Consider the following 21,966-nt stretch of genomic DNA (forward strand, 5'->3'; position numbering starts at 1 on the left):
TTGCACTCTCAAATATTTAGTAGTAAAAAAAGAACATCGAGATATGTCAAGAATTTGCCAAATAACAGGAAAGCGTGCAATGGTAGGAAACAATGTTTCTCACGCTAATAACAAAACGAAACGTCGTTTTGAGATAAATTTGTTGGAAAAGAAATTTTACATCCCGGAGCAGGAGAAATCTGTAACTTTAAAAGTTTCAGCTCACGGTTTGAGAATTATCAATAGAATTGGTATTGAAGAAGCTATCGTAAGAGCAACCAGAAATGGTTTTATTAAAAAATAAGAAGAAATCATGGCAAAAAAAGGAAATAGAGTACAGGTGATTTTGGAGTGTACTGAGCACAAAGAAACTGGAGTAGCAGGAATGTCACGATACATCACTACTAAAAATAAAAAGAACACTACAGAAAGATTGGAATTGAAAAAATATAATCCTGTTCTGAAGAAATATACTGTTCACAAAGAAATTAAATAATTTTTTTAAAAGTTATAGAATATGGCAAAGAAAGTAGTAGCAACGCTTCAGGGTGGTGCAGGATCAAAGAAAATGACCAAAGTTGTGAAAATGGTAAAATCTCCTAAATCCGGAGCTTACGTATTTGACGAAAAAGTAATGAACGCTGACGAGGTTGAAGCTTATTTGAAAAAATAATATTCAGCACCATTGCGAATATATAAGACTATCCATTTTGGGTAGTTTTTTTATTTTATCTTTGTTTGCCAGCCGCGGCGGCGCTTAAATTTCTTAATGTAAAACTGAAATCTGACAATGAGTTGGTATAAAAAAATATTTAAAAAAGAAGAGAAGGAAACTTTAGATAAAGGTCTGGAAAAATCCAGCCAGGGTTTTTTCGATAAAATCTCGAAAGCGGTCGTAGGGAAATCTAAAGTTGATGATGAGGTTTTGGATGATCTGGAAGAAGTTCTTATCGCGTCGGATGTCGGCGCATCTACCACCATTAAAATCATTGAAAGAATTGAAAACCGTGTGGCGCGCGACAAATTCGTCGGTACAGACGAACTGGACAGAATTTTACGTGAAGAAATTACCGGCTTATTACTCGATAATCCCCACGCCGGAAGTGGCAATATCGATGAGACCAAAAAACCTTATGTAATTATGGTGGTGGGTGTAAACGGTGTCGGAAAAACTACAACCATCGGAAAGCTGGCGCATCAGTTTAAAAGCGAAGGTAAAAAAGTGGTTTTGGGAGCTGCCGATACATTTCGCGCTGCCGCGGTTGATCAGCTTGTTATTTGGAGTGAAAGAGTCGGTGTACCGATTGTAAAGCAAAATATGGGAAGCGATCCGGCGTCTGTAGCTTTTGACACGGTACAAAGTGCGGTGGCAAACAATGCAGATGTTGTAATCATCGATACCGCGGGTCGACTTCACAATAAAGTGAACTTAATGAACGAGCTCACGAAAATCAAACGAGTGATGCAGAAAGTGCTGCCCGATGCGCCACACGAAATTCTTTTGGTGCTTGACGGTTCTACTGGGCAGAATGCTTTTGAGCAGGCAAAACAGTTTACAGCGGCGACGGAAGTAAATGCTTTGGCGATTACAAAATTAGATGGAACTGCGAAAGGCGGAGTGGTAATCGGTATTTCAGATCAGTTCCAAATCCCGGTAAAATACATCGGTGTTGGCGAGAAAATGACTGATCTTCAGCTCTTCAACGGAGCAGAGTTCGTGGATTCGTTTTTCAAAAAAAGATAATAAAAATGCCCATTATTTAAATATAATTTATTAATTTTAACCTGTAGTTGATTAAAAAATGCAGTTGTCAGTTTCTTTTGGTCTTATGTTTGATGAGAGAATAGAAGTTAAATTAATAAATACTAACATTAAATTTTTAAACTATGGGAATTTTAACTTGGATCATTTTTGGTCTTATCGCAGGAGCAATCGCTAAATTAATTATGCCAGGAAACCAGAACATGGGTTGGCTTTTAACAATCATCTTAGGTATCGTAGGAGCATTCGTTGGTGGATGGATCGGAAGTATGCTAGGTTGGGGAACTGTTGAAGATTTTGACATCAAAGGAATTCTTCTTGCTGTAGTAGGAGCGCTGGTCGTTCTCTGGATCTACGGTATGGCCACAAAACGTGGATAATTAAAAGAAAATATAAAAATCCCGCGCTGAATTTCAGTGCGGGATTTTTTTTTGTTCTTAATCCATTTTAATTTGAAAAGGTGTGGTCATCATTACACCTTGCTTGAATTTCGGGTTCGAAATCATTTCAAACATTTTATAATTTTCAGCACCGATTTTATTTTTGATGAATCTTGCTGAGATTTCGTCTTCCTCTATATTCTTAAAAAACTGCTCGAAAGGCGACGATTTTTTTGGATAATTTACGACACCGAAATCTTTAATTTTTGCCTTTTGAGCAGCGAATTTTATAGCATCCTGCAAACTTCCAAGTTCATCTACAAGCCCGATCTGCTTTGCGCGCGCTCCGCTCCAAACCCGTCCGCCACCAATCGCATCGATTTGTTCAAAAGATTTATTTCGGTTTTTGGTTACAAAATGTACAAATCTTTTATAAGTCTGTTCGACACTTTTAGTTAAAATTGCTACACCGCTTGGTGTAACGCCGTTAATTGCAGAATACATATTGGAGTTGGCGTTCGTGGAAACTGCGTGCGCGCTTAAACCGTTTTTATCGGCTATTTCTTTAAAATAAGGAATCATTCCAAAAACGCCAATTGAACCGGTAAGGGTGTTCGGTTCGGAATAAATTTTATCCGCCGCCATGGAAATGTAATATCCGCCAGAAGCGGCATAGTCACCAAATGAAACGATCAGCGGTTTTTTCTTTTTTAGCTGCTGAAGCTCGAATAATATTTCGTCAGAAGCGTTCGCACTTCCACCTGGTGAATTTACGCGTAAAACCACGGCTTTTATTTTCTCGTTTTCGGCAAGTTTTTTAATTTCCTTGATGAAATTTTCTGCGTAAATATCATCGAAACCTTCACCATTATAAATTGTTCCGGAAGCATATAGAACAGCTATTTGCTCCTTTTTATCGGTTTTTTCCTCAAATGACTTTATGTATTTACTGAAGGAAACTTTGGAGAGTTTATCTTTTTCGCCGAGTTTTAGCCTATTTTTTATCATTTGGTCGTATTCGCTTTTCTGCATCAACCGGTCCACCAATTTGTTCTGAATGCTTAGTTCCGGAATTGTACCGTACAGGCTGTCGACCACAGTGCGGAACTGCAAGGTATCCATTTTTCTTGACGCTGCAATTTTGCCGGCATTTTCAGACCAGATGTCATTCAATAAAGTTGAAAGCTGCTCTTTGTTTTCTGGTGACATATCATCGCGCATAAAAGGTTCTACCGCGGCTTTGTATTTTCCGTGGCGAATGATCTGTATTCCTATACCGTATTTATCAGCAAAACTTTTCATGTAAAGCACTTCCATGGAAAGTCCTTTCAAATCAATTCCCCCCGCTGGATTGAGAATATATTTATCAGCAACCGAACCTAAATAATAAGCGGGTTGAGAAACCACATTTCCGTAAGCATACACAAACTTTCCGCTTTTCTTAAAATCCTGTAATGCGGCACGCAAATCATCCAGCTGCGTAAAACCGGCACGTAAACCATCGGTTTCTATACTGATTCCTTTAATTTTATCATCAGATTTCGCATTGTTCACCGCTTCCAGCATATCATAAATCATGATGTTTTTTTCGGTGTTATTGAAGGTAAAAATTTCACCTTGGTCTTCCGAAGGACTATCGATGATATTGGTTTTAAAATCGAGAGTAAGGACAGATTTGTCTTTGATTTTGGGTTTTTGGTCACCGCTTAAAGCACTTGCAGCAATGAGCATAATAATGGTGATAGAAAATACCGCGGCGATAATAATTACAGCAACAATATTTGCTAAAACATTTTTAAAAAAACTCTTCATTATTCTTTTTATATTTGTGCTATATGTCGCAACATGAAGTCACTTTGTTACTGGGAAGTAATGTCGGGAACACAGAAAATAATATAAAAACCGCAATTCGGCTGTTAGAAGCAAAAATCGGCACAATTATAGCTCGCACAGAAATGATTACTACCGAGCCGGTAGAATTTGATAGTAATAATTTTTTTTGTAATATTGCAATAGTAATAAAAACGCAATATTCACCCATATCCCTTTTAAAGCAGCTAAAAGCGTTTGAAAGGTTGATGGGCAGGAGCACTGACACATCAGTTTCAAAAATCTACGAAGATAGAATAATTGACATTGATGTGATATTTTTTGATAAAATTAGCTTTTATTCTACGGAATTGATAATTCCACATGAGAAACATTTGCATCAGCGGGAATTTTCCCGGCGGCTGTTGGATGAATTAATGAACATTAAAAAACAATAATATGAAATTAAATTTATTATTAACATTAGCTTTTCCGATGGCTTTTTTTGCGCAGAGTACCACTCTGGACAGCACAAAAGTAGACAGCACAATCGGGGATTATCCTAATGCATTCTCTTCCGGCTCTGCCGATGTCCGTCCCTTTGACAATTCTTCGCGAATGTTTCGTGACTGGTCCGTTTCAATAGGTGGCGGCGGCGCTTTTCTACAAAATGCCGATGTAAACTCGTTCTACGACGGGAAAACAGATTTCGGATGGAATTTGTATGGGTCATTAGACAAACAAATTACACATGTTTTTGGTTTAGGATTACATTTCCAAACCGGAGAAACCAACCAAAAGGCTATGTTGCCTGGCGAACTTGGAGCAGCAGCGGGCGTTGCGACAGCTTATACAAAATATCACCAACTTTCTTTAATGGGTGATATAAATTTTTCTAATTTAATGCGACGTGTAGACAACCACTCACCTTACAGATGGGCTTTGCACGGGTACGCAGGTTTAGGTTTCCAGGGTTACAATACTTTATTGCTTGATAATGATATGTCGAGATACAGTACAAATCCACCAAGAATTCCTATAAAAATTGACCAAAAATTAGGTTTAGATACTTTCATGTTTCATTTGGGAACAGGCGTGAAATATAATGCGTCCAAATTAATTGATATTGAAGCACGAGCATTATATACTATAACCGGTGATGATTCTTTCGATGGCGGCGGTTACGGCAAAAATGCGAGACCTCCATATAACGCGATTAATCCAGGTACTTCAGACAATTTATTTACGGTAAATCTTGGTTTAACCTTTAAATTAGGTGGTCACGATACTCATTTATCATGGTATGATCCATTGCAGGATATTAACGGCAGAATTGGGGTGCTGGAAGCGAAACCAATTGAACTGGTTGTTTGCGAACGTGGTGATGCAGATAATGATGGCGTTTGCGATGATTGGGACAGACAGCTTGATACACCAACAGGTGCACGAGTTGACGGTGCTGGTGTAGCTTTAGATATGGACCTGGATGGTGTTATTGACCTTTATGACAAATGTGTTACTGTACCGGGTACGGTAGAAAACAGTGGTTGCCCGAAATAATATAATATGAGATGCAACAAATATTGATGCAAAATATTATAAATTCTTAATCTACAAATAATAACAAAATATGAAACTAAATTTAACAATTATTGCAATCGCATTAGCTATACCAACAGCTACTTTTGCACAGGACACAATTGCTGTTGCGCCCGTAGGTTATCCAAATGCCTACACTTCCGGTTCAGCAAATGTTTCCCCGTTTACGCAGGAATCGAAAAGGTTTAATGACTGGGCAGTTTCTGCTGGGGTAGGTGTACCTTTAATGCAGTCATCTGACTTAACTTCTATTAAAGGTTTTGGAGCAGGTAAAAACTTATTCGGCTGGTCGGCTTATTTAAGTGTTGACAAAGCAATTACCCATGCTTTCGGTCTTAAACTACAATACGACAAAGGTGAAACAAGACAGGGTTTTGTAAATACCAAAGATCACGAAACAACTACTGCGGGAGACGGTGCAAGAACTCAGTATGATGCACTTTCCGTTTTAGGAGACCTTAATATTTCCAACCTGTTGCGTAGAGTTGATAATCACTCACCTTTCAGATGGGCACTTCACGGCTATGCAGGTATTGGTACATTGGCTTACAGAGCTTACAGACAGGATGCAGGTCCAGTTTATAACCAGGCTTTAATTACCGAAATAGAACCGTTTAAATTAAACAGTTTATTCGGCCAGGCAGGTGCTGGTGTAAAATACCGCGCGACTAAATCATTAGATTTGGAAGCAAGAGGTATGTATCTGGTTTCCGGTGATGAGACATTTGACGGTGCACGTAAAACGGTTAATGACAGCCCATCAGATAACTTAATCAACCTGACTTTAGGTGCAACATTAAATTTAGGAAAACACGAATCTCACCTTTTCTGGCACGATCCGTTACAGGAAATCTATTACAAGTTAGATGTTTTGGCTGAAAGAAATCAGGATGTTGAAGTTTGTAAAACAGGTGATGCTGATAATGACGGAGTTTGCGATGATTGGGACAGACAATTGGATACGCCTGCCGGAGCGAGAGTTGACGGTGCTGGTGTAGCTTTAGATGCTGATTTAGATGGCGTTATCGATTTGTATGACAAATGTGTAACTGTTCCGGGACCAGTTGAAAATGACGGTTGTCCTACAACTTCTTCATCTACAGTTTCTGACGATACAAGAACACTTGAAGGTATTGAATTCGATTTCGATTCAGACAGAATCCTTCCGTCAAACACACCAATTTTAAATAATGCAGTAACTTACATCAATTCTTCCGAAGGTACTTACAACGTAATCGGTGGAACAGATACCAGAGGTTCTGATGCTTATAACCAAAATTTATCTGAAAGAAGAGCAAATAGCGTTAAAAATTATTTGATCGACAACGGAGTAAATGCAGGTAAAATCAATGCAATCGGAAAAGGAGAAAAAGACTTGAAATATCCAGAATGTGAACCGGCTACAAAGTGCCCTGAATGGAAAAACAGAGCAAACCGAAGAGTTTACTTCGAAGCTAAATAATTTCAAAGTTTTTCAGACTATAAAAGAAGCCACGTATATCGTGGCTTTTTTTGTTTTATGAAATTTGTTTCAGTAAATTTACGGGTGATTTCTTCCCAAAATTTTGAGCAGCTAAAACATCAAACCTTAAAACATTTTTTTGGTTTCGAGAATTTTCGCGATGCTCAGGAAGAAATTATTAACGCCGTAATTTCCGGTCAGGATGCAGTAGCACTTTTACCTACCGGCGGTGGAAAATCGCTGTGTTACCAACTGCCGGCGTTGATATTGGAAGGTACATGTTTGGTGGTTTCGCCGCTTTTAGCATTAATGAAAGACCAGGTTTTTCAAATGAAAAACTTAGGAATTGAAGCAGAATACCTTTCTTCAGAACTCGATGATTTTGATGCTGAAGTCATTTTTAACCGTTGCAAAGACGGTCTCACCAAACTTTTATACGTTTCGCCGGAACGGCTTACAAACCAGATTTTTTTGAAAAATTTGGAAGAAATTCAGATTTCATTTCTCGCGGTGGACGAAGCGCACTGTATTTCCGAATGGGGACAGGACTTCCGGCCGAGCTATCAGAATATTAAAAAATTCCGGCCTTTTATAGGCAAAATTCCGTGTTTAGCTTTAACCGCTACCGCGACGCCAAAGGTGATGCAGGAAATTCAGGTGAAACTGAACCTGAAAAATGCTTTGGTTTTTCAGAAAAGTTTTCGCAGAAGTAACCTGAAAATTATTTCAGATAAAATTTCGGATAAATATGAACGGGTTTTAAATCTTTTAAAATATAACAGTTCCTCCGGAATAATTTACGTGCGAACGCGAAAAGAAGCCGAAGAACTGACGCATTTCCTGCACCGAAACCAAATTAAAAATGTTGATTTTTTCCACGCCGGAATTCCTGTAAAAGAAAAAAACGCGAAGCAGAACAATTGGGTGAAAAGCCAAAACCACGTCCTAATTTCAACCAACGCTTTCGGTATGGGAATCGATAAGGAAAATGTGCGCTTTGTCCTGCATTTTTCACCGCCTGCGTCGATTGAAAATTATTACCAGGAAATCGGAAGAGCCGGACGCGACGGCGCAGAATCTTATGCTTTTTTACTTTGGAACGAACAGGAGCTCAAAAATTTTGACCAAATTCTGATCAATCAAATTCCGTCGAAATTAGAATTTCAGAACATTGTCACCTATTTATATTCCAGGTTTCAAATCGCGGAAAATGATCTTCCTGAAAATATTTTTCAGCTTCATATCCAGAAAGTTCAGAATTTTACCAAAAGTTCTTTAGCCAAAATCCGGAATGTGCTGAACTTCCTTCACCATCAGGAGATTATTTATTATAATTTCCAAAATTCTTTGTCCTCGCTGGAATTGAAAATAAGTCCGGAACAAATAGAATTATTACCGAAGAAAGACGCTTATTTTATTGAACTTTTGCTCAGAAATCTCACCGGAATAGCAACACACAAAGTGCTTTTCAGCGAAAAAACGTTCAGTACAAAAATTGGTTCTGAGCCTCATTTGGTGAAAGAACGTTTATTGGAACTTCAAAAAAGCGGGCATTTAAGCTATATCGACGGAGCGCTGTCTAGTGTGAAATTTCTTCAGCACCGCGACCAGCGTGCAATCGAAGGGAAATATTGGCAATTATTTGCGCAGATACAAAAAAATAAAATCCAGAAATGGGAAGAAATGAAATTTTTTGTGCAGGATACGGACTTCTGCAAAATGAAAATGATTTTATCCTACTTTGGCGAAAAAAATGCAAAAAACTGCGGAAAGTGCTCGGTTTGTCAGCAACAGAAAGAAAGTATTTTTGGCCGTGATATTTCCGGAGATATTTTAAATATTTTAAAAATTTCTCCGGCAAATGTGGAAGAAATTTCGATAAAACTAAACTACTTCAGCAAAGAAAATATCCTGGAAAACCTTATTCATCTCCTGGATTCAGGAAAAGTAAAAATGCTGAACTTCCGGACTTACGCCTTTAACCATGATTAAATGCATTTTAAATTAAACAAATGAAATCTCTAAAAGTTATATTTTTTGGTACACCAGAATTTGCTAAAACTTCGCTGCAAGCTATTTATGAATCGCATCACGAAGTGGTCGGCGTAGTAACTGTCGCTGATAAAGCGAGCGGTCGCGGCCAGAAAATCCATCAGTCAGCGGTGAAGGAATATGCAATTTCGAAAAATTTGCCCGTTTTGCAGCCAGAAAAGTTGAAGGATCCGGAATTTTTAGCGGAGATAGAAAAATTAAAAGCCGATGTTTTTGTGGTTGTAGCTTTTCGGATGATGCCGAAAATTTTATTTGAAATGCCACAACTCGGCACTTTTAACCTGCACGCTTCGTTGCTGCCAGATTATCGCGGTGCGGCACCCATAAATTACACTGTAATCAACGGCGAGAAAAAAACCGGCGCAACAACATTTTTTATCAATGAAAAAATTGATGAAGGAAATATTCTTCTGCAGGAAGAAATCGATATTCTTCCTGAAGAAAATGCGGGCGAACTGCACGACCGTTTGATGGAAATGGGCGCAAAACTCGTGGTAGAAACATTGGATGGTTTGGCGGAAAATTCAATTAAGGAGAAGCCGCAGCCACACGTAGAAAATCCAAAAAATGCCTTTAAAATTTTTAAAGAAAATACCCGGATTAACTGGCAAGAAAGTTCTGAAACGGTTTACAATTTTATCCGCGGAATGTCGCCGTATCCCGCGGCTTTTACTTCAATAAAAATCGGAGATGATGAAAAAGTGCTGAAAATATTTAAAGGTCATTTCGAAGAAAATTCTCACGATCAGAAACCTGGAGCTTTAGAAATCGATAAAAATCACCTGCAGTTTTATACCGAAAGCGGAATTTATTACCCTGAAGAAGTTCAGCTTGAAGGTAAAAAACGCATGAGTGTAAAGGATTTTCTAAATGGTTTTCAGGATTTTAAGCACATCTCGGCAGCCTTTATTTAATCTCTGTTTTTCACTAAAATCCAGCCTTTGTGAAGCACTGGCAAATCGGTGTCGGGCTCAATCCATTTTAAAATATACCAGTAATTTCCGGTGGATAAAAGCCGGCCGTTTAATTTGCCATCCCAAAAATACGGTGCTTTATTGGCCAAAAATACCAAATTTCCGTGGCGGTCATAAATTTCAATCTGAACATCTTTTTTGATGCTTAAGTCGGAATAATCCAGCACATCGTTTTTTCCGTCATCATTTGGTGTAATGACGTTTATTAAATTCAGTATTAAAAATTCTTTGGTAATTACCTGGCAATTTTGCGCGTCTTTCACGTAAACCGTTTGCTTTCCGCGGGGAATATTTGTTAGAATATTTGAGGGTTGGAAATTAATATTGTCAAAAGAATACTGGTAAGGTGGCGTTCCACCGGTAACTGAAACCGTGGCGGTGTTTCCGGTAACTTCGATTAGTTTTATCTGCAGAAGTTCAGCTGCTGTAACTTCTACAGTTTGCCTATAGACACAACCGTTAAAACCTAAATCTACGTAGTACGTTCCAACTCGGGCATTAATTTTAGATGTAGTTTCGCCCGTGCTCCATTTGTACGAATCGAAACCGGAGCCAGCGTCTAAATTTACGCTGCTTCCAGGGCATATTTTTTCGTTTTTTAAAGTTGTAGATTTCTTGGGAGTAGAAATATTTAAGGTTAAAGTACCGATATTTGTACATGCGTTATTGCTTTCAAATCTAATGTAAAATGTTTTAGAAGCAGTAAGATTTTGATTGGCTGAAACTGGATTTTGTTTATTTTTCGCATCGGTTTCATTAATGTAGAAAGTAGCAGACGCATTAGCGGTGAATTCTGAGAGATAATTATTTAAATCGACCTCTACCTTTCCGAGAAGTTTGTCATCGCAGACAGACTTTACTACCGTGGCGTTTTTAAGTGGTGTTTTTGTACCGACAATAAAATTAATTTGACCTAAAACAACTGTGCAGCCCGACGTGTCAAATGCTCTCACATAAACCGTAGTATTGGCAGAATAAGACCAGTCGTCGGGTAAAAAATCATTTGTACCATTCTGCTGGCTTGCGGGATTCAGATAATATCGGACAGTAAACGAACTGGTGTAATTTGAAATAATTTGCGGGGCAATAGTCGAAAATTTAATTGGAATGCTTCCTGCAAAATTATCATCACAAAGAGTAAAATTGTAATTATTTCCGTTCAATATTGGTAACTTGGTAAGTTCTAAGAATATTTTTACGGTTTTAGTGCAATTGTAGGTTGAAGTTACCGCCGCGTATACGGTTCCGGGTGGGGTTTTATAGTTGGTGAAATTTGAAATGCGGTTATTTAGCAGCTGATCCGAATAGTACACAACAGTATCCGTTGCATCGGTGGAGACGGTGGCCAGACTTAAATTATAGGTTCCGGTGCCGTCCAGATTTGGGCAGACCAGAAGGGTAGCATCGGTAGTTTGTGGGGTTTTTACATTGACAAGCACTTTAAAATACTCGCTGTCTTCCGGGGTCCCGTTTCCTTCAATATAATAAACAAAAACGTCGGAAACATTGGTGGTTAATGTGGAATTAGGAGTGTAGGTAATAATGCCGGTTGCCACATCAATAATGACACTTCCATACTGAGGTCTTACAATAATTTTGGTTTTAAGCGGGTTTATTTTTTGGCTGGAACTTGTGAATGCCGGAATGACCGTAACCGTTTGGCAGAAACCGATATCGAATGTTGTCGTGGATATGGGCGGACATTTTGTAAATTGGTAAGGCGCAGTTAACTTGGTTTCACAATTCGTTTTCGAAATGTTGTTGGTGTAACTTCCGCTTCCGTAAAGGTCGGGATTGATGATAAATTTAGTTTCACCCGGAAGCGCTATTCCATTTAAATACCACTGGTACTGGTCATAGGAATCATCAACCTGTAATAAAACTCCCGCATAGCAATCACCTGTTTTGGAAATCACCGGCACTGAACTGAACCCCGCGAAATAACCGCCGTAGCCCACCGCGCCATTTCCCGAGGCAATACCGACGGTAACAGATTTTGTAGAATTTACCGTGATATTACCACTTACATTTAGTACGGTGTAGGTTTCCCAGTTTGGATTTCCGATCACGGGAAAGGGACCTTGCAGGCTGTTAAGTACAGTTCCATTTACCTGAACTGTCGCTCCCTTTTCGGAGATAATATTTAATTTAGCATTGTAGAGATCCTGTCCAATTTGATTAATTGCAGAGATTTCATCAATTTTATTGGGTAAAAAGCAGCTGAGTGCAGGGATAAAATTGAATCCACCCGTAGCATATACGCTTCCAAAACCGACGCCAGCAAGTAACTGGTACACATAAACATTTTTAGTCGTAGAAACGCTCATGTTATAGTGATTACGTGACTGATCAACGTAATTATTAGCTTTAAAAACGTGATAATCTCCCTCATTTAAAACCACTCCGGAATCTGCGCCGTTGATGAAAATATGGGTGTCGTCGTCGGATGCTACGATAAGCGCGGATTCCATATTATTGTTATATGGACCGTTTCCTTTGACCAGAATAAACTCTTTTCCAAGTCGTTCTACCGGTACAGATTGGTCCATCAGGATGTCATTATTGCTAAAATTTTCATTCGTATAAATGCCATTAAAGTTTCCATTAGTCACAGCGATAGGTTGAGTAGCTTCGATTTTTGCTCCAACTAAACCATCGCTGTTTGCAAGCTCCAAATTGTTGATCGCATTAATTATATAAGACTCGCCTTTATTTAAGGTAAATGTTTTCGTGGGACTGCTACTTCCATCGGCAAAAACTACCGCGGGATTATAGCCGGATAGTTTTACCTGCGTATTGTCCTCAGTGGCAATAACTCCTATGGTCGCATTGAAGTATTCTCTGGCGGCAGTAAGAGGTGCCATAACGGCGAAAAAGTTTTTTCCAACTCCTGCCAAACCTTTGGAAGTGATAATTTCTGCGTGATTAGGTACAGAAAATCTGTAATTAGCAAAAAATTTCTTTGTTCCTTTTACATGAAGACCCATCGGAACTGCTTTAAACATTTCCGAAGTTGAAATTGTCATCATAAAATTGAACGGAATATCGATCACTTGCGGGTTTCCCTTAGAAACCTGTACGGTGGTGTAAAGTACATTACCGCTGTAAATTTCTACAAGAAAAGACGTGGTCTCATTGGTGGAAAGATAAAGGTAACTTTCCGGCTGAAAAGAACCGTTTGAACTCTGGCTTGCTGCCATAGGTGCAAACCAGTGTTCCGTATCCATTTGTGCAGAAGCATCTGCAAAAAATAATGCGAAAAAGAAAGAAAGTAGATTTTTCAATTATATAGGTAAATTAGAAATATAAAATTACTTCTATTTAGCCGAAAAAAAAATCTCTTCCTAAAAATAGAAAGAGATTTTTGAATTTACTTTTGAAAAATTAGGTAAGACTTACTCTTACGAAACCTAAAACTTTCAAATCGTTATCTAAAGATTTTACGTAATCTGCAACCGAGATGGAAGAATCTTTGATGAAAGACTGGTGAACCAAAGTGTTGTCTTTGTAGAATCTCTGCATTTTTCCTTTCAAAATATTATCGATGATGTTTGCAGGTTTTCCTTCTTTTGTCAACAATTCTCTTTCGATTTCCAATTCTTTATCAATGGTTTCCTGAGAAACTTTTGTTTCGTCCAACGCGATTGGGTTCATCGCAGCAACCTGCATTGATACAGATTTTGCAACTTCGGCAGCGCCGTCAACGTTTGAAGAAAGAGAGCTGATTGCAGCAATCTTGTTTCCAGCGTGGATATAAGCCCCTAAATAAGGACCTTCAATTCTTTCGAAAGAACCGATTTCGATTTTTTCACCAATTACACCTGTTTGCTCGATTAATTTCTCAGCAACAGTCATTCCGTGGAAATCAGAAGCTAAAAATTCTTCTTTGTTTGCATACATCACAGCCTGCTCAGCAAGTTCGTGTGCCAATTCTACGAAGCTGTCGTTTTTCGCTACGAAATCAGTTTCGCAGTTTAAAGCGATAATTGCACCCATGGTGAAATCTTCGTTCAGTTTTGCAATTACAGCACCTTCATGAGAATCTCTGTCTGCTCTGTTAGCGGCAACTTTCTGACCTTTTTTACGTAGGTTATCAATCGCAAGATCGAAATCTCCTTCCGCTTCTACCAACGCTTTTTTACAGTCCATCATTCCTGCGCCTGTAATATTTCTCAATTTCGCTACATCTGCAGCAACTGGTGTATACATATTCTTGTTTTTTAGATTTAAAATTGATTACTTTAGCTCGGTTTTAGAGCGTTGCAAAGATAATAAATTTAGCACAAACTAAAAAGAGGATTTTTCCGTTATTCCTAAAATTTAAATCTCTAATTATTAAACCTTTAATGAAAAAAACACTCTATTTAATTGTTTTTTTACTGTCTGTTTTTGCCTTTGCACAATCCAAATATACGGTTCAGCAAGTAGAAAAAAGTACCAATGCGCAGGTTATTGCGAATTTCATTAAGTACAATCCCAACCATCCAAGAACACCGGAATTTAAAAGAAAACTCTTCGCCGTTATCAATAATGACAAACCTGCTGCCGTAAAAGTCAGCGTTGCAAAACCTACCGTAACGCCCGTAAATAAAAGTAAACTGAAAACCGCGGTGAGAAAAGATGTTGCAGCTGATGGGCGAAATGATAAACATAAAAGAACCGCAGATTTGCTGAATCATCTTTTTAACTCTGATCCCAACAGCAAAACTGCTTACGTACAAATCGTAAATAAATCAAAATGCAATTTAATCGTTAAAATCAACGGTAAAAAGTTTTATAATCTTGATGTCCCGGCGCGAAACCAAAACTTCATCATGGTGGATAAAGGTTCGTACACGCTGACAACTTCGGTTTGTGACGCGAAATACACCTCACGGAAAAGCATCAGCAAAGACATCGTAATTACCTTGAACCAACCGAAATAAAACTACCGGTTAAAAAGGTGAAATTCTTCAGTAAGTTTTAAATATTCTTCCGAATAAATCCGCGGCGATTTTTCAATAAAAATTTCCTGCTCTACGGTCATTTTTTCCTGAAATGTAAATTCCAACACCACGCGTTTTGGTTTTGAATTTTTAATGCCGAAAACCGTGATTTTTCGGTTTAAATAAAGCAAATTTTTATTTGCAATTTTGGTAAAAACCGCTTCAGATTCAGTTGGGATAATTACAGAAATTTGCCCCTTTTTGCTCAGTATTTTTGAAGATTTTGTCAGAAGTTCTTCGAAGGAAAGTTCGGTTTGCTGTCGCGCCACAATATCTTTTGTTGAACCGTTTTTTTCGAAGTAAGGCGGATTTGAAAAAATCAGGTCAAATACCCCGGAATTTTTGAAATCTTTAAAATCAGTATTGATGCTTTTCAACCGCGAATGAAACGGACTGTTTTCAAAATTTTCCGCCGCGAGTTCTGTTGCGTCTACTGAAATATCCAGCGCTGTAACTTCCGCTGAAGTGTTTCGCTGCGCTACCATGAGTGAAATAATCCCCGTTCCTGAGCCAACTTCGAGGATTTTTTGCGCGCCGATAACATTGGTTAATGCGCCAAGCAAAACCGCATCGGTCCCGACTCGGAAAACTTTTTCGGACTGTTTAACCGAGAATTTTTTAAAATGGAAAAGTTTCAAGAATTATGTATTTTGAAAAAAATTGCCGTTTTAGCACCGATTAAACCATGGCTTTTTCTAAAACCTTTTCGTGTTTTGCTTTCAGGTTCGTGGGAAGAAAAATGGTAAAAGTGGTGCCTTTTCCAATTTCAGAAGAAACAGTGATTTCGCCTTTATAATCTTCCACCATTTTCCTCACCATCGTAAGACCAAGTCCCATTCCGCTGGTTTTTGAGGTGAAATTCGGTTCGAAAATCCGTGCGTATAATTCCTCCGGAATGCCAACGCCGTTGTCTTCCACGGTAATGATGATTCTTTTTTGGCGCTGTTCCACATCAACATTAATAATGTTTTCGCGTTCTTCATCGTGGGCTTGTCGCGCGTTGGAAACCAGGTTGGTAATAATTCTGGACAGATAAATTTTGTCCATTTCGACCATGATTTTGTCCTGGTTGGCGTGGAAATATATTTTTTCGTCGCTGAAGATTTTAATGATGTTTTTAATTTCACTGTTCACATCGAAAACCTCATTATATTTTTCCGGAAGCTGCGCAAACTGGGAAAAAGCGTTCGCCACGGTGGCTACCAAATCAATTTGGTCTACCATGACTTTGCTTAATTTTTTCACTTTTTCATTAATTTCAGGATCCGCCGGATCAAATTTCCGCTCAAAATTCTGAATGGTCAGTTTCATCGGCGTCAGCGGATTTTTCACCTCATGTGCCACCTGTTTTGCCATTTCGCGCCAGGCTTCTTCTTTATCTTTAAAGGAAAGTCGTTCTTTCTGCTCCCGAATCTGCAAAATCATTTTATTGTAAGCTTTCACAAGTTGATTCAGCTCATCGTTTTGATAATATTTAATGGGCTGCGGATCCTCTTCCAGGAAGGTGATTTTATTGATAAGCTCTGAAAATTTCGTGACTGTCTTCGTGAGATTTTTAGAAATAATCCAGCTGAGCCAGCCGCCAAAAGCAATGACCAAAAGATTGACAATGAAAATATAGTTCAGATATCGGTTAAAAACGCTTACATACGCCGAATCGTTGTGGTAGAAAGGAAAGTAAACAATAGCAATCGGTTCCAGCATATTGTTTTTCAACATCATGTAAGAAGAAGTGACGTTCGCACCGATGTCTTTGTCGAAAGTATTGTAATCGGTTCTTTTATCGCTTTTCAGCACGCGGTTGATTACCGGTAAGGAAAGCTTTTTGGTCGCGATGAGGTTGCTGTCTTTATTGGAAAGCACAAAATTACCGTTTAAATCATAAATAATGATGTCTTGATTGTTAATATCAGCAATTTCGTAAATGGAGTTGGAAAGGATTTTCGGCAGGTCTTCGGTTTGCGTCTGAGTGTGGCTTACCGCGTAATCCAAAGCAGACATCAGCGCTTCTGCTTTTTTCTGCAAATCGGTGCGGCTTTGCACAGTTGCATTGTCCTTCAAAATAAAATAGGAAAGTATTGAGGAGCCGGTAATACTGAGTAAACAGATCACCAAAAATCCCCAGAAAACTTTGTTGCGAAGGCTTAAACCTTTATATTTAGAGAAGGGCATTTTTTTTCATCAATTTGTTTACATATTTTCCGATAATATCAAATTCAAGATTAACCATATCACCAACCTGCAGGTTTTTCATATTCGTAAATTCCCAGGTGTAAGGAATTATCGCGATTGAAAAACTGGTGTCTGCACTTTCCGCAACCGTTAAACTTATACCGTTTACAGTTATGGAACCTTGGGGAACAGTGGTGTATTCATCGGTAGAATCGTAAGAAATGATGATGAAAAAACTTCCTGCTTTATCGTCTATTTTTTCTATAATTCCGGTTTTGTCTACGTGTCCCTGTACGATGTGGCCATCAAGTCTGCCATCAAACTTCAAACAGCGTTCCAAATTCACTTCGGTTCCTACATTCCACTTGCCGAGATTTGTTTTTTCCAGCGTTTCGTCGATAGCAGTTACGCGATAATTGGTATCGGTAATTTCCACTATGGTAAGGCAGCAGCCGTTATGCGCCAGACTTTGGTCAATCTTCAATTCGGAGGTGAAAGGACAACTCAAAATAAAATCAATGTTTCGGTCACGATGTTCAATGTTCTCTACAATTCCCGTGGCTTCTACAATTCCTGTAAACATATTGGTAGTATTAAAAAATGTAGTAAATAAACTGCTGAATCAGCTTAAAATAAATTATATGAAGGATTATTAGTCCTAATTTGTTAAATTTGTAAAATTCAAACAATTTTCAAAGATAACAAAAATGACCGCGAAACCGCATAAAATAAGAGTAGGAATATCGATCGGTGATTACAACGGAATTGGTCCGGAAATCATTATGAAATCTCTGCAGGACAAATCCATCACAGATTTTTTTACGCCCGTGATTTTCGGTTCCGGAAAATTGTTTACCTACCAGAAAAATATCTTCAAACTACAGCATAATTTTAATTATATCACCGAAGTGTCGCAGGCGCACGCTGATAAAATTAATATGGTGAATTTGTGGAAAGATAACGTGAATGTTGATTTAGGAAAACCAACGGAAGAATCCACGAAAATGGCGATTGAATCTTTAGAAGCTGCAACCAATGCTTTGATGAACGGTGAAGTAGATGTCTTGGTTACCGCGCCGATCAATAAGGAAGAAATGCTGAAATACGGTTTTCAGCACGCGGGCCACACCGGTTATCTTGAGGAGAAATTTAATAGAAAAGGTTTAATGTTTTTGGTTACAGAAAGTTTGAAAGTTGCGGTTTCCACGCATCATATTCCAATTGCAAACGTAGCTGAAAATATTTCAAAAGAAAAAATTAAAAAGCAGATCAAATTACTCAACCAGTGTTTGGTTGAAGATTTCTGTATTGAAAGACCAAAAATTGCGGTTTTAGGTTTAAATCCACACGCTGGCGATGGCGGCGCAATTGGTAAAGAAGAAATTGAAATCATCGAACCGGCAATCCGCGAATTGTTCGATAATGGAATTATGGCTTTCGGGCCGTATCCGGCAGACAGCTTTTTTCAGCCTGAAAAGTACAAAAATTTCGATGCTGTTTTAGCAATGTATCACGATCAGGGCTTGGCGCCGTTTAAAACGATCGCCTATGAAGAAGGTGTAAATTATACCGCGGGATTGCCTTTTATCAGAACCAGTCCGGACCACGGCGTGGCTTATGACATCGCCGGAAAAAACATCGCAGATCCGCAAAGTTTCAGCGAAGCGATTTTTATGGCAATTAAAATTTTTAAAAACCGCCAGGAATATAATGATCTGATGACCAATAGAATGCGACCGCGCAGGAACAATTCCAACAACAACGTGGATGAAGATTTGCCGGTTGACCGCGCCTGAGAAATCTGAGTAAATATTTATTACTGCAGATTGTTTTCAAATATATTTGTAATATTAAAAAAAATGCATATTTTTGCACACTCATTTTATGGACAAGTTTAGAAACTACGATATTGTGTTTTCGGGGCTTAAAAACGGAAAACACGAGTTCAGGTTTGAGGTAGATAAAGCGTTCTTTGAACTTTTCGATACTGAACAGGAATTTACAGATCCCAGAATCGTGGCGGAAATCCTTATGGACCGGCATACGACTTTTTTGGAACTTTGGATTAAAACAACTGGAACCGTTAATTTAGTTTGTGATATCACGAACGACAATTTCGATTATCCTATTGAACATGAGATCAAGGTTTTGGTGAAATTTGGTGAAGAGTATGATGACAGCGATGAAGATGTAATCACGATTCCGATGACCGACCACGCATTCAATGCAGCACAGCTGATTTATGAAGACGTGATGTTATCCATTCCGATGAAAAAGGTTTCACCAAATGTTTCTGAGGAAGATTTGGAAATTTTAAACCGGTTCAGTCCCGAAATTATCGAAGAAGAAAAACCTGCGACTGATCCCCGATGGGAAGCGCTAAAAAAGTTAAAAGATAATAATTAAATAATTTAAAATGATGAGAATTGAGCAATCAAGTACTCATCGCTCATCAAATTAAAAATATAGAAAATGGCACATCCAAAGAGAAGACAGTCGTCAACAAGAAGAGATAAGAGAAGAACACACTACAAAGCTGAAGTTCCTCAATTGGCAAAAGATGCAACATCTGGTGAAATGCACCTGTACCACAGAGCGCACTGGCATGAAGGAAAACTTTACTACAGAGGTAAAGTAGTAATGGAAAAAGAAGTAGAAACTTCAGAAGAGAACTAAGCCAAAAAACGTCAAAATTCTTCGTTTTAATACATAAACCACTCAATTTTTTCAATTTTGAGTGGTTTTTTATTGATTTTTAGTATCTTTGGCATAATAAACAAATACCAATTATATGGACATTAAAGACATACAGAATCTTATAAAATTTGTGTCTAAAGCTGAGGTTTCCGAGGTAAAATACAAAACAAAAGACTTCGAAATCACCATTAAAACGCCACTTGGTGGAAGTGAAATTAACTACGGTCCGGCACCTGCCGTTTACCACACACAGCAACAGCAAGCTCCAGCTGCTCCATCAAGTGCTCCTGCTGCTCCAGCTGCCACTGAAGAACCAGCTGCTGAAAATGCGAACTACGTAACCATAAAATCTCCAATGATCGGCACTTTCTACAGAAAACCTGCTCCTGATAAAGATTTATTCGTGAACGTTGGTGACGAAGTTTCTGTTGGTAAAGTTGTTTGTGTTATTGAAGCGATGAAATTATTTAACCAGATTGAATCTGAAATTTCCGGTAAAATCGTTAAAGTTTTGGTAGATGATGCCACGCCTGTAGAATACGATCAGCCATTATTCTTAGTAGATCCTTCTTAATATAATTTTAAATTATAGATTATAAATTTTGGGCGCTTCGTCTGAAATAATTTAAAATTAAAATTCAAAATTTCTTAGATGTTCAAAAAAATATTAATCGCCAACCGCGGCGAAATTGCAATGCGTATTTTACGTACCTGCAAAGAAATGGGAATTAAAACCGTTGCCGTGTATTCTACTGCCGATAAGGACAGCTTGCACGTTCGGTTCGCAGATGAAGCAGTTTGCATTGGACCCGCGATGAGCAAAGATTCTTATCTTAAAATCCCGAATATCATTTCTGCTGCAGAAATTACCAATGCCGATGCGATTCACCCTGGTTACGGATTTTTATCAGAGAATTCTAATTTTTCCAGAATTTGCCAAAAGAACGGCATAAAATTCATAGGCGCAACTCCGGAGCAAATCGACAGGATGGGCGATAAAGCGAATGCTAAAGCGACCATGAAAGAAGCAGGTGTACCTTGCGTTCCCGGTTCCGACGGTTTGGTAGAATCTTATGAAAGCGCCCTGGTTATCGCAAAAGAAATTGGTTATCCGGTGATGATTAAAGCTACTGCAGGCGGCGGCGGAAAAGGAATGCGCGCCGTGTGGAGAGAAGAAGATTTGAAAGAACTTTGGGAATCTGCAATTCAGGAAGCTGTTGCCGCTTTCGGAAACGGAGGAATGTATATGGAAAAGCTCATCGAAGAACCGCGTCACATTGAAATCCAGATTGCAGGTGACCAATACGGAAATGCATGTCACCTTTCAGAACGCGATTGTTCCGTTCAGCGTAGAAACCAGAAATTAACCGAAGAAACTCCTTCACCGTTTATGACCGATGAACTTCGTCAGAAAATGGGTGATGCTGCCGTAAAAGCTGCGGAATATATCGCTTACGAAGGCGTAGGAACAATAGAATTTTTGGTCGATAAACACCGGAATTTTTATTTCATGGAAATGAATACCAGAATTCAGGTAGAACATCCGATTACCGAGCAGGTTGTAGATTACGATTTAATTCGTGAGCAGATACTTTTAGCCTCCGGAAATGCAATTTCCGGTCAGAATTATTTCCCAAAATTGCATTCAATTGAATGTAGAATTAACGCGGAAGATCCATTTAATGATTTCCGTCCGTCACCGGGAAAAATCACCGGTTTAAATATTCCTGGTGGTCACGGCGTTCGTGTTGATACGCACGTTTACTCGGGTTACACCATTCCGTCAAATTACGATTCCATGATCGCTAAACTGATTACAACAGCGCAATCGCGTCAGGAAGCCATCGCCAAAATGAAGCGCGCGTTGGAAGAATTTTATATTGAAGGTGTGAAAACTACCATTCCATTTCACCGTCAGTTGATGGAAGATGAAGATTATCTTTCCGGGAATTACACCACGAAGTTCATGGAAGATTTTAAAATGGATAAAAGTTTCGATAACTAAACATAAGTTTAAAAAATAGAAAAAATTGCCTCTTTTAGGGGCAATTTTTTTGGTTTTAGATTTAGGATAATATTGAGTAAATTTGTAAAA

22 protein-coding genes are annotated in these 21,966 nt (G+C 38.6%); 16 read left to right on the forward strand and 6 right to left on the reverse strand.

Annotation, left to right across the window (positions count from 1 at the left end; genetic code table 11):
- The first annotated feature begins 43 nt into the window (after positions 1–43).
- The 5 genes from rpmB (at position 44) to BMZ55_RS09130 (ending at position 2,121) form a co-directional block, all read left to right on the forward strand.
- Positions 44–283, forward strand: coding sequence for a 50S ribosomal protein L28 (gene rpmB / locus BMZ55_RS09110; protein WP_039341300.1), 240 nt, complete (start codon positions 44–46; stop codon positions 281–283).
- Positions 284–292: 9 nt separating this feature from the next.
- Positions 293–475 (forward strand): 50S ribosomal protein L33, encoded by a 183-nt coding sequence (gene rpmG, locus BMZ55_RS09115; protein ID WP_039341297.1) that lies wholly within the window; start codon positions 293–295, stop codon positions 473–475.
- A gap of 21 nt (positions 476–496) precedes the next feature.
- The gene (locus BMZ55_RS09120) at positions 497–652 is read left to right on the forward strand and encodes a DUF4295 domain-containing protein (RefSeq protein WP_084060817.1); all 156 of its coding nucleotides are present in this window, start codon (positions 497–499) and stop codon (positions 650–652) included.
- Between the two features lie 117 nt (positions 653–769).
- Positions 770–1,723: a signal recognition particle-docking protein FtsY gene (ftsY, locus tag BMZ55_RS09125; protein ID WP_089820073.1), complete on the forward strand. Its 954-nt coding sequence runs from the start codon at positions 770–772 to the stop codon at positions 1,721–1,723.
- Positions 1,724–1,866: 143 nt separating this feature from the next.
- Positions 1,867–2,121: a GlsB/YeaQ/YmgE family stress response membrane protein gene (locus BMZ55_RS09130; RefSeq protein ID WP_039341291.1), complete on the forward strand. Its 255-nt coding sequence runs from the start codon at positions 1,867–1,869 to the stop codon at positions 2,119–2,121.
- 57 nt (positions 2,122–2,178) lie between these two features.
- On the opposite strand, the gene sppA is transcribed toward BMZ55_RS09130, so the two are convergent.
- Entirely contained in the window at positions 2,179–3,933 is a 1,755-nt protein-coding gene (gene sppA / locus BMZ55_RS09135; RefSeq protein ID WP_089820074.1) for a signal peptide peptidase SppA, read from the reverse strand.
- 23 nt (positions 3,934–3,956) lie between these two features.
- On the opposite strand from sppA, the gene folK reads away from it, so the two are divergent.
- From folK to fmt, 5 genes are all read left to right on the forward strand, one after another.
- Entirely contained in the window at positions 3,957–4,388 is a 432-nt protein-coding gene (folK, locus tag BMZ55_RS09140) for a 2-amino-4-hydroxy-6-hydroxymethyldihydropteridine diphosphokinase (protein WP_089820075.1), read from the forward strand.
- Between the two features lies 1 nt (position 4,389).
- Positions 4,390–5,490 (forward strand): outer membrane beta-barrel protein, encoded by a 1,101-nt coding sequence (locus BMZ55_RS09145; RefSeq protein WP_089820076.1) that lies wholly within the window; start codon positions 4,390–4,392, stop codon positions 5,488–5,490.
- Positions 5,491–5,560: 70 nt separating this feature from the next.
- Positions 5,561–6,991, forward strand: coding sequence for an OmpA family protein (locus tag BMZ55_RS09150; RefSeq protein WP_039341280.1), 1,431 nt, complete (start codon positions 5,561–5,563; stop codon positions 6,989–6,991).
- A gap of 57 nt (positions 6,992–7,048) precedes the next feature.
- The gene (locus BMZ55_RS09155; RefSeq protein WP_089820077.1) at positions 7,049–8,983 is read left to right on the forward strand and encodes a RecQ family ATP-dependent DNA helicase; all 1,935 of its coding nucleotides are present in this window, start codon (positions 7,049–7,051) and stop codon (positions 8,981–8,983) included.
- 20 nt (positions 8,984–9,003) lie between these two features.
- Positions 9,004–9,957: a methionyl-tRNA formyltransferase gene (gene fmt, locus BMZ55_RS09160; RefSeq protein ID WP_089820078.1), complete on the forward strand. Its 954-nt coding sequence runs from the start codon at positions 9,004–9,006 to the stop codon at positions 9,955–9,957.
- Here fmt and BMZ55_RS09165 read toward each other — a convergent pair.
- Together BMZ55_RS09165 and tsf are read right to left on the reverse strand one after the other, a co-directional pair.
- A complete protein-coding gene (locus BMZ55_RS09165) occupies positions 9,954–13,244 on the reverse strand; it encodes a T9SS type B sorting domain-containing protein (protein WP_089820079.1) in 3,291 nt (1,096 codons plus the stop codon). The two genes, fmt and BMZ55_RS09165, sit on opposite strands and share 4 nt — an antisense overlap.
- 157 nt (positions 13,245–13,401) lie before the next feature.
- Positions 13,402–14,226: a translation elongation factor Ts gene (gene tsf, locus BMZ55_RS09170; protein ID WP_089820080.1), complete on the reverse strand. Its 825-nt coding sequence runs from the start codon at positions 14,224–14,226 to the stop codon at positions 13,402–13,404.
- A gap of 137 nt (positions 14,227–14,363) precedes the next feature.
- Between tsf and BMZ55_RS09175 the strand changes: the two genes are divergently transcribed.
- Positions 14,364–14,942, forward strand: a complete 579-nt coding sequence (locus tag BMZ55_RS09175) for a DUF6759 domain-containing protein (protein WP_089820081.1) — start codon at positions 14,364–14,366, stop codon at positions 14,940–14,942.
- A gap of 2 nt (positions 14,943–14,944) precedes the next feature.
- On the opposite strand, the gene BMZ55_RS09180 is transcribed toward BMZ55_RS09175, so the two are convergent.
- Genes BMZ55_RS09180 through BMZ55_RS09190 form a run of 3 tightly spaced genes read right to left on the reverse strand, consistent with a single transcriptional unit; the run spans position 14,945 to position 17,757 of the window.
- The gene (locus BMZ55_RS09180) at positions 14,945–15,640 is read right to left on the reverse strand and encodes a tRNA1(Val) (adenine(37)-N6)-methyltransferase (RefSeq protein ID WP_089820082.1); all 696 of its coding nucleotides are present in this window, start codon (positions 15,638–15,640) and stop codon (positions 14,945–14,947) included.
- Between the two features lie 40 nt (positions 15,641–15,680).
- On the reverse strand, positions 15,681–17,174 hold the full coding sequence (locus BMZ55_RS09185; protein ID WP_089820083.1) for a sensor histidine kinase: 1,494 nt from the start codon (positions 17,172–17,174) through the stop codon (positions 15,681–15,683).
- Positions 17,161–17,757, reverse strand: a complete 597-nt coding sequence (locus BMZ55_RS09190; RefSeq protein ID WP_089820084.1) for a riboflavin synthase — start codon at positions 17,755–17,757, stop codon at positions 17,161–17,163. Before BMZ55_RS09190 ends, BMZ55_RS09185 begins: the two co-directional genes overlap by 14 nt.
- A gap of 124 nt (positions 17,758–17,881) precedes the next feature.
- Here BMZ55_RS09190 and pdxA point away from each other — a divergent pair, with 124 nt between their 5' ends.
- The 5 genes from pdxA (at position 17,882) to accC (ending at position 21,876) form a co-directional block, all read left to right on the forward strand.
- A complete protein-coding gene (gene pdxA / locus BMZ55_RS09195) occupies positions 17,882–18,970 on the forward strand; it encodes a 4-hydroxythreonine-4-phosphate dehydrogenase PdxA (RefSeq protein ID WP_089820085.1) in 1,089 nt (362 codons plus the stop codon).
- An 88-nt stretch (positions 18,971–19,058) separates the two neighbouring features.
- Complete coding sequence (locus BMZ55_RS09200) at positions 19,059–19,580, forward strand: YceD family protein (protein WP_089820086.1); 522 nt, start codon at positions 19,059–19,061, stop codon at positions 19,578–19,580.
- Between the two features lie 66 nt (positions 19,581–19,646).
- Complete coding sequence (rpmF, locus tag BMZ55_RS09205; RefSeq protein WP_084060814.1) at positions 19,647–19,850, forward strand: 50S ribosomal protein L32; 204 nt, start codon at positions 19,647–19,649, stop codon at positions 19,848–19,850.
- Positions 19,851–19,965: 115 nt separating this feature from the next.
- A complete protein-coding gene (gene accB / locus BMZ55_RS09210; protein ID WP_039341255.1) occupies positions 19,966–20,445 on the forward strand; it encodes an acetyl-CoA carboxylase biotin carboxyl carrier protein in 480 nt (159 codons plus the stop codon).
- Positions 20,446–20,523: 78 nt separating this feature from the next.
- Positions 20,524–21,876, forward strand: a complete 1,353-nt coding sequence (gene accC / locus BMZ55_RS09215; protein WP_039341253.1) for an acetyl-CoA carboxylase biotin carboxylase subunit — start codon at positions 20,524–20,526, stop codon at positions 21,874–21,876.
- The last annotated feature ends 90 nt before the right edge of the window (positions 21,877–21,966 follow it).

Origin of the sequence: Kaistella treverensis (genome assembly GCF_900114045.1) — a bacterium.
Lineage (GTDB): Bacteria > Bacteroidota > Bacteroidia > Flavobacteriales > Weeksellaceae > Kaistella > Kaistella treverensis.